This window comes from Paenibacillus sp. SRL342 (assembly GCF_984798905.1).
In genome coordinates, this window is the sequence record NZ_OZ481790.1 from 4,513,098 (window position 1) to 4,525,942 (window position 12,845).

Genomic DNA, 12,845 nt, shown 5'->3' on the forward strand with positions numbered 1-12,845 from the left:
GTATTCATCATTTGGGTCCCATCAGATCATATACAGCCGCCTCGACATCATCCTTGCGCATGAGATGCTCACCTACGAGAATACCGTGAACGCCGGCCTGGATCAGAGGTACTGTTGATTCTGGTCCGTCAATACCACTTTCGCTAATCAAGGTAACGCTACTTGGAATCAATTCCATCAAATCCAGTGTCGTGTTCAGACTGGTTTCGAATGTTTTCAAATTCCGATTATTGATGCCCACAAGGGTTGCCTGCGGAATCTCCAATACCTGCTCCAGTTCTGTTCGATCATGGACTTCAATCAAGGCATCCAACCCCAAGCTTTTGGCAAATTCCAGATATTGACGAATCTGTTCAGGTGTCAGAATGCTGGCAATCAGCAGTATTGCATCTGCACCCAGTAATCTGGCCTCGGCAATCTGTCGTTCATCTATAATAAAATCCTTGCGTAATAGCGGAATGTTCACCGCTTGATGAATCGCCTGCAAGTACTCGTTGCTGCCTTGAAAATACGACACATCCGTTAATACGGAGATGCAGTCAGCACCCGCTCGCTCATAAGCGGCAGCAATCTCTACCGGATGAAAATCCGGACGAATTAACCCTTTGGACGGCGAAGCCTTCTTCACTTCAGCAATAAGGCCGAGTTTGCGATTGCGTCTGCTTGATAATGCTTTTTCAAACCCCCGAGTTGCGGGTAGTTGTTCGATTTGTTGGATAGCTTCATCCATGCGAAATGTCTGTGCAAGAACTTCAACTTCTTTATGTTTGGTTGCAACGATTCGATCAAGATACATGACTGTACGCCTCCGTTGTATGAATTAACTGTTCAAGCTTCCCGGCAGCTTTGCCCGAATCTACCGCTTCTGCGGCAAGTGTTACCCCTTCAGCAATGCTATCTGCAAGACCGGATACATAGATGCACGCTCCGGCGTTCAACAGAACGACATCACGATAGGCACTCTGCTCACCCTGGAAGATCCTCTTAATAATTTCGGCATTCTGTGCCGCATCTCCTCCAAGTACCGCTTCGAGCGGATGCAGAGACAAGCCCATATCACGTGGATCAATATCATAGGTGTGCACTTCACCATTGCGAAGTTCAGATACCTGAGTCGGTGCCGAGATGCTAATTTCATCCAGACCATCATGGCTGGCCACAACCAACGCTCTTTTGAGACCAAGACGATTCAGTACTTCAGCAATCATCGGCGTCCGGGAACGATCATACAGGCCAAGTAGTTGGCGATCTGCTCCCGCAGGATTGGTTAATGGTCCGAGCATATTGAAAATGGTGCGAACTCCCAGCTCTTTTCTTGGTCCTGCCGCATGTCGCATGGAAGGGTGATATACCTGGGCAAAACAGAAGCAGATTCCGATATCATCCAGACATTGTCTGGCCTGCTCCCCGTTCAGATGGATATTTACACCGAGTGCCTCTAATACATCTGCACTACCCGCTTTACCTGAAGCTGAACGGTTGCCATGTTTGGCGACCCGAACCGAAACGGCCGAAGCAATGATGGCGGATGCTGTGGAAATGTTGAATTTGTGAATACCCGATCCACCTGTTCCACACGTGTCCAGCAAACCGCTGCCATCCGTTAGAATTCGTCCACCCTGACCACGCATGGCTTCAGCAAAACCGGTGATCTCATCCACCGTTTCCCCCTTCATCCGCAGCGCCATCAGCAAACCTCCGATTTGAGCCGGCGTTGCCTCACCTCTCATAATCGAGTACATCAAATCTCTTGCTTCGGCTTGCTCCAGATGGCTGCCCTCCAAAATCTTCGCCAGGCCATTCTTCATGCCTTCCTCACGAGTAATCTCAGCAATGGGGGTTACAGGGTTCTCATTCATTATTGGGTTTATGTTCATCTCCGGTCTCTCCTCTCTCAGTTCTTAGCGGCCGCTGGTGTGACAAAGTAGTCTGCATTCGCCAGTCTCAACGTGCTGTCCTTTTCTTTGGCAGGAAACATTGCTTCTGCTGTTCGAATCGCTTTGAGCAACGCTTTAGCTTTGTTAACCGTTTCCTCATATTCATTCTCAGGTACAGAATCCCATACGATTCCCGCTCCGGCCTGTACATAAGCTTTTCCTTTTTTGAAAATAATCGTACGAATCGTAATACAGGAGTCCATGTTACCCGAGAATCCGAGGTATCCGATTGCTCCTGCATAAGCACCCCGTGCCTCTTTCTCCAGTTCCGCGATAATCTCCATTGCTCGCAGTTTCGGTGCACCGGATACGGTACCCGCTGGCAAGCAAGAGAGGAATGCATCGAAGAAATCCTTATCTTCTCTTAGCTCGCCCGTAACATTGGATACCATGTGCATAACGTGAGAATACCGTTCAATCTCCATGAACATGTCACACTTCACACTGCCGAAGCTGGATACCCGGCCCAGATCGTTACGCCCCAGATCAACCAGCATCAGATGCTCCGCGCGTTCCTTCTCATCCTGGAGCAGATCAGCAGCGAGTGCACGATCTTCCGCTTCTGTTGCCCCCCTTGGACGTGTACCTGCAATCGGTCGTGTCTCCACACGATTCCCGTCCACCTTGACTAGCGCTTCTGGTGAGGTTCCCACGATAATCTCATCATCCATTTTGAGGTAGTACATATAAGGTGATGGATTCAGGGTCCGAAGCACACGATACACGTGAAGCGGAGAAACTTCCGTATCAATGTGGAAACGCTGGGATAATACCACTTGAAAAATATCACCTGCGCGAATGTAATCTTTGGCTTGCTCCACATTACCGATAAACTGCTCTTTCGTGAGGTTGGAGCGGATGTCCCCCAGCTCCACGTCTCCCGGAATGGAACGCGGATTCAGGTTCTCCCCTGGTCCTTGCTGTTGCAAACGTTCTGCGGCCTGCTCCAGCTTCTCCGAAGTCACTGCATACGCTTGACGTATCTCGTCATCCGTTGCACCTTCCTTGACGTGTACATTACCAACGAGCAGCATCTGCTGCTTCACATGGTCAAACACGATAATCTGGTCACAGAACATAAAACGAATGTCATCCATATTCAGGTCATCCAGCGCGTGAGCTGGAAGTTTCTCATAATAGGACAGCAGATCATATCCGAAGAAACCAATTGCCCCACCTGTGAATGGTGGCAGTTCATCATCTTTTGGACTGCGGTACTTACGCAGCAGTGCTTTCAGTTCTTCGATCGGTTTGCCTGGCAATTCACGAGTCTTCCCTGCTTCTTCTACAACAATCCGGCCTTTCTTGGCCGAAATCATCAGGAACGGATCTGTACCGATGAACGAGTATCTCGCCCATTGAATACCACCCTCTACACTTTCCAGCAGGAATGCCCGGTCGTTGTCAGCATAACGGCGGAATATTCGAATCGGGGTCTCCATGTCTGCCAAAATCCGTTTGACTACCGGAATCAGATTATACTCATTCGACATTTTCAGTACTTGATTAACGTTTGGCGTTATCATTAGATCACGTCCTTTCAGATTTAGGTAAGTTCAACTAAAGAGGTTTACACTGAGCACTCCAATGACAGAACAACCTTCCGATCGCTGTTATCCCCAGATTTTTTTGATTCCCTTTCAAAAGGGAAAATCAGGGGATAGCGTATGCTTCCGATGTAGCTTTCTTTCAGAAAGCTTTTAGGCGAACGCTTCGCTTCTTCACGTTATTTCTGTCCTCTCCGTTTTTGTGTAAAAGTTTAGTTGAACTTATAGGTGTAGAAGAAACAATTCAATATACAAAAAAAACCTCTACCATCAGGTAGAGGTTTGGTTATAAGCTGCATTTAACAGGGTGATGCTTCATAAATAACAAGTCCCTATACTTCGCTGTCGGATTATTCACAGGTCACTGAATTGATGCATCTCACATCATCCAATTCGGGAAAATATATCAGTTATAACACTTCAACTACTCATTCCAACATTTCATAAAATATAGGAAAGTGCATTGATTGTGTTTGTACCAAAATATATCAAAACAAAAGGTGTCTTATGACACGTTTGTTTTCCCTGTTCCTGTTACCTATTCCGTAGCACGACGTACCGTGAATCAGTTGACCGGTTTCTGTTGCCCCGGTTACCACCCACTGGACTCTGCTATATACTCCACTAGCTCAGCTGCTCTCAGCTCAATCTCTACTCTACTCAACTGGTTCTCACTATACATCATTATGATCGGTTTGACAACCCACTACTTAAGAGCCAGAAGGTGTTGCCAAATCCGGACGTAATGCCTGTGCACCGTTCAGATACACATGGTTGATTTCATTCTGAGCTTTGTTTGTGTTCACATGCACCATGAAACGAATGCACTGCGCCAAGGCACCTTTAACAGGAACCTCCAGTGCACACATTAGTGGTACAAGTTCCCAGCCATCCAGTTGGCGAATAGCTTTTGCCGGGAATGCAGCATCCAGATCCCCAGTTAACGTAATCCACACACTGCAGATATCTTCCGGTTGGATCTCATTGCGATCCACGATCTCCTGCAACAATACAGCCGTTTCCTTCAAAATCTGTTCTTCGTTGTTCTGCGTGACTGTTGTAGCCCCGCGAATTCCCCGTGTGACCATTGCTGTCATTCTCCCTTCCTGAGCGTTTCAATGACGTCCCGAACTGCCGACACAGGTACGTCCTTCACAATTCTTGCAGCCCCAATCCGATCAGGAATGATAAACACCATATGACCTTCACGGAACTTTTTGTCATGCATCATCGCTTCCATTAATGCATCCGTGTCGAGATGCGCAGGCATCGTTGTTGGAAGGCGAAGTGAACGCAGCATGCGGACCGTATCTTCATAGAGCCCTGCTGGCGCACCAAGCTTCTCACCAAGCAATGCTGATCCAGCCATACCGATCGAGATCGCTTCTCCGTGCAGGAATTCTCCATAACCGGCAATCGCTTCAATGGCATGACCAATCGTATGTCCCAGGTTCAATAACGCACGTTCTCCATTTTCCCGTTCGTCTCTGGATACAATCTCTGCTTTAATACTACAACCACGCTCCAAGCCGTATCCCAATGCTTCCGGATTAAGCGCAAGCAGTTCTTCCGCATGTTCCTCACACCAATGTGCAAAAGCCTCATCACGGATCAGTCCGTGCTTCAGCATCTCTGACAACCCTGCCGATACATCTCGTGGTGGCAAGGATTGAAGTGTGTCCACATCATAGAGCACTAGCTCGGGCTGGTGGAACGCACCGATCATATTTTTGGCCAGCGGATGATTGACAGCTACTTTACCGCCCACACTGCTGTCATGCGCCAAAATCGTTGTAGGTACTTGAACAAACTTGATTCCACGCATATATGTAGCGGCAACAAAGCCAGCCAGATCACCTACGACCCCACCACCTAGGGCCAGAATCGCAGAACTCCGATCCAGCTTACCTTCGATCGCAACGGTCATCATATCCTGGTACACCGAAAGGGATTTCGATGTTTCACCAGAGGGCACAACCGCCGATACGACTGTATAACCAGCCGTACGCAGCGTTTGCTCCAAACCTGACAAGTATTTGGGAGCCACATTTTCATCTGTAATGATGAGTAACGGACTTTTTTTGGTCAAGCCATATTGCTCAAAATATTGAGGGGCTTGTGCCAATAGGCCGCTACCAAACAGAATCGGATATGAGCGTTCCTCCAACTGTACCGTCAGCTGACGCATATTAGTAATTCTCCAGTTGAGTGTTATAACTAGCAACATTGGCACGGATCTCTTCCATGGAATCGCCGCCGAATTTCTCCAGGAATGCTTTGGCAATTTCCCACGCTACAACATGCTCCATAACCACACTCGCTGCGGGTACAGCACAAGCGTCCGAGCGCTCAACCTGAGCCGTAAATGCTTCTTTTGTATCAATATCAACACTTTGCAGTGGCTTATACAACGTTGGGATCGGCTTCATCACACCACGTACAACGACTGGCATACCGTTCGTCATACCACCTTCGAATCCACCGAGACGGTTGGTTGCCCGGTGGTAGCCGCGCTCGTCCGTATGCATGATTTCATCATGCACCTGTGATCCCCGAATGACTCCGGCTTCGAATCCGATACCAATCTCTACACCTTTGAATGCATTAATGGACATTACGCCTTGAGCGATTCGTGCATCCAGCTTGCGATCGTATTGAACATAACTACCGAGACCAATAGGTACCCCTTCAACGATACATTCCACTATTCCTCCGATGGAATCGCCTTCTTGTTTAATCTGGTCGATGTAGGCTTCCATCTTCTTCTCTGTCTCAGCATCCGTAACACGTACAGAGGAAGCTTCTGTCACCGCGATCAGTTCATCAATCGGAAGGTCCTGATACGGAGCTTCGATCTCTCCAATGCGAAGTACACGTCCAGCTACCTTGATTCCGAATTCAGCCAGGAATTGACGTGCAATGGCACCACATGCCACACGTACCGTTGTCTCACGTGCACTGGAGCGCTCCAGTACGTTACGCAAGTCTTTGAGATTATACTTGAGTCCACCGTTCAGATCAGCGTGTCCGGGACGAGGACGGTGAACGCGACGTTTCTCCTCGTCACTGCCTTCAACCGGCTCAATATTCATAATATTCTGCCAATGTTTCCAGTCGTTATTTTGAACAACCAGCGCTACCGGAGCACCTGTTGTATATCCGTGACGGATACCACCAACGAAATTCGCCTGATCCTTCTCGATCTGCATCCGGCGTCCACGGCCATATCCCTTTTGGCGGCGGTGAAGCTGGAAATTCAGTTCTTCAAAGTCAATCGTCAAATTACTTGGCAATCCTTCAATAATAGCGGTCAATTGGGGTCCGTGCGTCTCCCCTGCGGTTAAATAGCGTAAACTCATAATACGTTCCCCCTTTAAACTGTTAAACTTCACATTGCTAAAATCCCATAATTTCTTTGCTTATTATAGTATAGCTGACCGGCTTTGACAAGAAAGTCGGCTCTTTCTTGTACTTGGTATACAAATAACCGCCTGAACACATGTACATGTGCTTCAGACGGCTGAACAACCATTATCATTATTTTTTCCGATAGAAAAATGTCTCTGCTGTCTCCAGACCATATTGTCCCGGGGAGAAAATCTGCTCCGTACTGCCCACAAACAAAATACCGCCTGGACGCAAACTTGCTGCAAATTTGTGATACAACAGGTTTTTGGCTTCCTCGGTAAAATAGATCATGACATTCCGGCACACAATCAGATCGTACCCATCGTCAAAACGGTCCACCAGCAAATTTTGTTTCATGAACTTGATCGAATTTTTGAGTTGCTCATCAATACGGTATACCAAGCCATCCTGCTTGAAGTAACGGTTCGCGGTTTCCTTAGGCACATCCTTAAGCGAGCGTTCCATATAACGCCCTTCCTTGGCTTTGGCCAATGCACCTTCATCCAGATCACTTGCCGTAATGGAGCTGTCCTTCAAAATACCCATCGTGTCCAAAATCATGGCGAGTGTATAAGGTTCTTCACCTGTTGAACAGGCTGCACTCCAAACTTTAGCACGACGCTTGGAACCCAACAGCTCAGGCAGAATCTCGTCCCGCAGCACTTCCCAACGGTTGGGATTACGCCAGAATTCCGACACGTTAATCGTCATACGATCAAGGAACTCGTAAAACAATGATTTATCTTTCTGCATAGCTTCAAAAAAGTTAGAAAATGTATGAAACCCGTTTTTGTTGCGAAGTGTGGTCAGCCTTCTTTTCATCTGGCCTTCCTTGTATTGAGCAAGATCAATGCCTGTGCTCTCTTTGATTTTACGAATGAATCCGGTGTAATCCGGGTCTAGTAGTTGTTCTTGCTCCAGCATCGTGTATCACCCTTTTGGCTAATAATTACAACCAGGCTGCGATACTCTTGTCGTATACCACCAGTTCATCTGAAGCAAAGAAATTTGCTGCTTCACGGGAAGCACTTTCTGGTGAATCTGCCCCATGAATCAGATTATGTGGTGTGTGGCTGGCGAAGTCTCCGCGAATGGTACCCGGAGCTGCTTCTTTCACATTGGTTTTTCCGATGACGATGCGCGCAAGCGCCACAATATCGTCCCCTTCCCACACCATGGCAAATACAGGCCCAGATGTGATAAAACGAACCAAATCATCGAAAAACGGTTTGCCCTCATGTTCAGCATAATGACGTTTTGCCTGATCCTCAGACATCTGCACCAATTTGCCTGCCACCAACTTAAATCCTTTGTCTTCCAGACGGCTAATAATTCGACCGATCAATCCACGCTGCACACCATCCGGCTTCACCATCAAAAATGTACGATCCATCAGCTCACTCCTCACTCACGGTTCAAAGTTAATCACTATGTAAACGCAATCCCTCTGATTGTAACATACATGTCCAAATCCTCCCAATGAGGAATATCACAGTTCTGTTCATCTTTGGGTGTGAGCAATCCGAGAGTTGAAGGTCATACAAAGTTTAATGCGTACGTTTAACCACAAAATGAGCGATATCACGCAGGTTTTTGGTCGTCTTGATGTTAGGTAGCTGATCGAGAGCATCGAGCGCTTTCTTCATATATCGGTCAGCAAGGGCTTCTGCTTTAGCAATTCCTTGACTTTGGCGAATCATTCCAATTGCATCCGATGCACTTGCCCGTCCTTCTTCATGCTGGACACGGGAAATCTCCTTAAGCAAAGGTTCCCGCAGATCGGATTCTTCCAAGGCATAAAGTACAGGAAGAGTGATATTCCCTTGCTTCATGTCACTGCCAGGTGGCTTGCCAAGTTGTTTCTCGGTACCCACCAGATCAAGTACATCATCTTGAATCTGGAAAGCCATCCCCACATTGTATCCGTACGTATACAGCAGGGAAGATACATGTTCAGGCGCACGTGTAGCCAATGCCCCTAACTGACAGCTAACCGCAATCAAAAGTGCTGTTTTGCGGCGAATCCGCAGCAGATAGTTACGAACACTTTGTCCCGTATTGAAAAAGTCGCGAATTTGCTCCATCTCACCAATGGACATCTGTACCATGGCTTTGGCAAGGATACGATGAATAGCTGGATCGGATAAGCCTGCAGTCATTTCAAGTGCCTTACCGTAGATATAGTCTCCAGTGTACATGGCAATCCGATTATCCCATTTTGACTTCACCGTGGGTTTGCCTCGGCGCGTCTCCGCATTATCAATAACATCATCGTGAACAAGGGATGCCGAATGAATCAGCTCCAGCGGAACCGCAACCAGCTTCAGACGTTCAATGTCGTATGTACCAAATTTCCCGCCAAGTAACACAAAAACGGGCCGTAACCGTTTTCCTCCTGCTTTGAGCAAGTGAAGTGACGTTTCACTCAGCAGCTTCTGTTCTCCTCGAACACTGCGATACAACTCTTTCTCAATGTAATCCATGTCCTTTTTTAACAACCCGAAAATATCCAATAGTTTCATTCGTTCACCCGTATCAGCGTATTGTCAGTCCATAAATTCATGCTTACCTTCCCCTCCAGCAAGTCGGGCCTGCAGGCATTACGAAAAACCCGGCTTACCGTTCTTGCTTGTGTTTTGCTATAAGGTAATCTAACGTATTTTTCTTCTCCGAATGTCATAGCCGACACCCGGAAATTAAACTCTGCGACTTGTTCTGAAACAAAATACAGAAGTTGCCGGAGCATGGGTCAAGACTGTGGTTCATGAAGACTCACCATCAGCACTCACCAATACCCCGGGATTCGGGGGACAAATAAACCGAGCAACACGTTGGCAAAAAACAGCCTTGTATCGAACTCAGTCGTTATCCCCGTTCATCCGGTTCTCCCCATCTTGTAAACAGTTGATGTGGGATGCGCAAGCTATCCAGCACTTTCCCCACCAAAAACAGAATCAACTCATCCATAGTCTGAGGTTTGTAATAAAAAGCAGGCATAGCCGGTATCATTCGTACACCAAGACGAGAAAGCTTCAGCATGTTCTCCAGATGGATTGCATGAAGAGGCGTCTCACGTGGTACGAGGATCAATGTTCTTCCCTCTTTCATCATAACATCGGCTGCGCGAGACATCAGATTATCCGATGATCCCTGCGCGATGGACGAAAGAGTTCCCATAGAACATGGCATGATAACCATGCTGTCGGCCAGATAAGAACCACTTGCAATGGAGGCCCCTATATCACTCACAGGATGATAGATCAGAGAACCGGCACGGTTGCCGAATTTTTCTTCCAGCACCGCGTCCCGATTCGTCACATCCCAGTCCAATTCTTCTTTCAGTACACGCCACCCTGCATTGGATATGACCAGATGAACGTTATATTCCAAATCAAGCAGTGTTTCAATTAATCGAATGCCATATATGCTGCCACTCGCTCCGGTAATTCCGACAACCAGTCGTTTATTGTCCGGCTGCTGCACCATTTATTTCACCGCCAGATCAATCAGAGTGAACGTAAATACAATTAAACTAAGCAAACTGTTCATGGTAAAAAACGCCGTTTGAACACGGCTCATATCATTAGGCGATACAATATAGTGTTGGTAGAACAGAATTCCATACGTCACCAACATGCCTACGCCATACCACCAGCTCAGATCTGTCATCAATAATAACGCAAGAAAACCAATTGCAGTAATCCCATGGAAGAACTTGGCGATCTGCAAGGATTTAACCAAGCCAAAACGGGAAGGTATGGAGTGAAGCCCCTCTCCCTGATCGAAATCCAGATCCTGACATGCATAGATAATATCAAAACCCGCTGTCCAGAACACAATCGTAACGTACAGCACAATCGCTGTCCAATCCATCGTTCCTGTTACAGCTACCCAGCCACCAAGTGGTGCCAAACCAATCGTCATTCCGAGGACAACGTGGCATAACCATGTGAATCGTTTGGTATACGAATACAGTACTAACATAAACACAGCAATAGGCAACAGCTGCATCGATAATACATTAAGATTGGATGAGGCCCAGAATAACAATATAAATGAGATAATGACAAATATAACAACTTCCCCATTTTTCAACAGTCCTGCCGGGATGGCTCTCATCGCGGTACGCGGGTTTTTGCCATCAATCGCTTGGTCAATAATTCGGTTCAAACCAAAAGCCGCACTACGTGCGCCGACCATCGCAAGCAATACCCACATGATCTGCATCCAGCTTGGGAAGGTATCATTCACTACCATAGAGCCGAGAATGGCCCCCATAAATGCAAAAGGTAAAGCAAAAAGCGTGTGTTCAATCTTGATCATTTCTAAAAAGATGCGAATTTTCCTAAACATGCTGATTCTCCTTGGTTCCAATATGCAGTGCCGCTATACCTCCGGTCAGAGGGTAGGCCTGCACTTGTTGTAATCCAGTTTCTGCAAAAATGTCTGCCAGTTCCTGCCTTCCCGGAAAAATGGCCAGTGAGTCCGGCAACCATTTGTACTGCTCAAAACTTTTAGCAAACACTTTGGCAAGATTCGGTAAAACCTTCTCAAAATAAAAATAATAAATACCTTTGAACGGCTGCCATGTTGGCTTGGACAATTCCAGACACACAACCATACCGCCCGGTTTGACCACACGTTTCATCTCAGACAACACTTGTCTGAGATCAGGGACATTACGCAGCCCGAACCCGATCGTCACATAATCAAATGAATTGTCTTCATAAGGAAGTGACATAGCATTTCCCTGTGTCAGGGTAATCTGCTTTTGACGTTGCACCGCATTGATCTTTGTTTGGCCGACCTCCAGCATGTTGCTACTGAAATCAAGTCCGTGCATGTGCCCCGTTTCACTTGCCTCTGCCATAGCAAGCGTCCAGTCACATGTGCCGCAGCACAAATCAAGACCGGTATCGCCTTTGGACATATTCATCTTTTTCATGGTGAATTTACGCCAAGCCTTATGCCTGCGGAAACTTAGAATATCATTCATGACATCATATTTTCCGGCTATACTCTGAAAAACCGAATGGACATATTCTTCTTTCGGTTTGGTCTCTCCGCTCCCCATTCGTCTGTCTCCCCCTCAATCTTCCCTTACTGCCGCATGTGAAGGCTGCAAATATGCCAGGTAAGGCTCTAGAATTGCATGTATCTCATGCAAACCCATCCGCCCTTCCTCGTCTTGCAACAACAGTTGAATGCGGTGTGTACACTCGCGAAGCTTGTCCAGCAAAACCTCGCCAACCCTATGCTTCAGCACCATAGCATTCCATGCACGTGCATCCGGTTCAGACTGACGCAACACATTGCGTTCATCGTCATTACCGTGCTCGTATATGTGCCAGTATGCATAGCAATGAAGATATTGTTTTGCGTCATTCATCCGCTTCAGTTCTTCCACGATCGTTTCGCAGGAGCTGAATTCGGTCAGCAGGCTGTTCCATAATGACTCTTCGTTATGTTGAATCATGCCTGTAAATGAAAGAAACAGCTGCATCCTCAGCTGTACCGTTTCACGCAAGTATTCATCAGCCGAAACGAGAAGCTTCTTCATCCGTTCATACAGCGTCATCTTGCGTGCGTTCACTCCGGATACAGCACCACTGAGTTTGCCAATCATTTCAATTCTGCCCGCTTGGGCAAGCAATTGATAAAAACGGCTACTTAAATAATCCCCGGCGAGTACATTCAACTGGCGTGAACGCATCTCCTGCTCTCTCCGCTCACCGGAAATGGTATCGATTCGATCATGCGTATCCATGGCCAACTGAACGAGCGAAGTTGCAAGAGCATATAACTCTTGATGCACCTTTTCGTCTGTGCGGCCCACAAATACCTGCAACAGACGTGCCCGGCTATCCGGAAATGATGGGATTTCCGTATGTTGTCGAATCATGTCGTAATCCGTATATTTCTTTGCTAGTTGGGGTACGCGATATGAATTCAT

13 protein-coding genes are annotated in these 12,845 nt (G+C 47.1%); all 13 read right to left on the minus strand.

The genetic code is table 11. The annotated features are described in order from the left end of the window. Positions 1-7: 7 nt before the first annotated feature. A complete protein-coding gene (gene trpC, locus AC4E8D_RS19785; protein WP_490205139.1) occupies positions 8-796 on the minus strand; it encodes an indole-3-glycerol phosphate synthase TrpC in 789 nt (262 codons plus the stop codon). Continuing rightward, a complete protein-coding gene (gene trpD / locus AC4E8D_RS19790) occupies positions 786-1,826 on the minus strand; it encodes an anthranilate phosphoribosyltransferase (RefSeq protein ID WP_091034830.1) in 1,041 nt (346 codons plus the stop codon). The genes trpC and trpD overlap by 11 nt, the downstream gene beginning before the upstream one ends. Positions 1,827-1,894: 68 nt before the next feature. After that, complete coding sequence (gene trpE, locus AC4E8D_RS19795) at positions 1,895-3,463, minus strand: anthranilate synthase component I (protein ID WP_449003579.1); 1,569 nt, start codon at positions 3,461-3,463, stop codon at positions 1,895-1,897. Positions 3,464-4,194: 731 nt separating this feature from the next. After that, complete coding sequence (aroH, locus tag AC4E8D_RS19800; protein ID WP_036607677.1) at positions 4,195-4,572, minus strand: chorismate mutase; 378 nt, start codon at positions 4,570-4,572, stop codon at positions 4,195-4,197. Between the two features lie 5 nt (positions 4,573-4,577). Then, entirely contained in the window at positions 4,578-5,672 is a 1,095-nt protein-coding gene (aroB, locus tag AC4E8D_RS19805; RefSeq protein ID WP_490205140.1) for a 3-dehydroquinate synthase, read from the minus strand. A 1-nt stretch (position 5,673) separates the two neighbouring features. Next, entirely contained in the window at positions 5,674-6,843 is a 1,170-nt protein-coding gene (gene aroC / locus AC4E8D_RS19810; protein WP_221820319.1) for a chorismate synthase, read from the minus strand. 178 nt (positions 6,844-7,021) lie between these two features. Then, the gene (locus AC4E8D_RS19815) at positions 7,022-7,816 is read right to left on the minus strand and encodes a CheR family methyltransferase (RefSeq protein WP_047843560.1); all 795 of its coding nucleotides are present in this window, start codon (positions 7,814-7,816) and stop codon (positions 7,022-7,024) included. 25 nt (positions 7,817-7,841) lie between these two features. Further along, positions 7,842-8,285 carry a nucleoside-diphosphate kinase gene (gene ndk, locus AC4E8D_RS19820; protein WP_017687704.1) on the minus strand — a complete coding sequence of 148 codons (444 nt, stop codon included), beginning with the start codon at positions 8,283-8,285 and terminating at the stop codon, positions 7,842-7,844. A gap of 154 nt (positions 8,286-8,439) precedes the next feature. Beyond that, positions 8,440-9,414 (minus strand): polyprenyl synthetase family protein, encoded by a 975-nt coding sequence (locus tag AC4E8D_RS19825; protein ID WP_017687703.1) that lies wholly within the window; start codon positions 9,412-9,414, stop codon positions 8,440-8,442. Positions 9,415-9,757: 343 nt separating this feature from the next. Further along, positions 9,758-10,378 carry a UbiX family flavin prenyltransferase gene (locus AC4E8D_RS19830; RefSeq protein ID WP_221820317.1) on the minus strand — a complete coding sequence of 207 codons (621 nt, stop codon included), beginning with the start codon at positions 10,376-10,378 and terminating at the stop codon, positions 9,758-9,760. Further along, positions 10,379-11,245, minus strand: a complete 867-nt coding sequence (locus AC4E8D_RS19835) for a UbiA-like polyprenyltransferase (RefSeq protein ID WP_449003578.1) — start codon at positions 11,243-11,245, stop codon at positions 10,379-10,381. Next, the gene (locus AC4E8D_RS19840; RefSeq protein WP_017687700.1) at positions 11,238-11,966 is read right to left on the minus strand and encodes a demethylmenaquinone methyltransferase; all 729 of its coding nucleotides are present in this window, start codon (positions 11,964-11,966) and stop codon (positions 11,238-11,240) included. Before AC4E8D_RS19840 ends, AC4E8D_RS19835 begins: the two co-directional genes overlap by 8 nt. Before the next feature lie 15 nt (positions 11,967-11,981). Next, positions 11,982-12,845: a heptaprenyl diphosphate synthase component 1 gene (locus AC4E8D_RS19845; protein ID WP_221820310.1), complete on the minus strand. Its 864-nt coding sequence runs from the start codon at positions 12,843-12,845 to the stop codon at positions 11,982-11,984.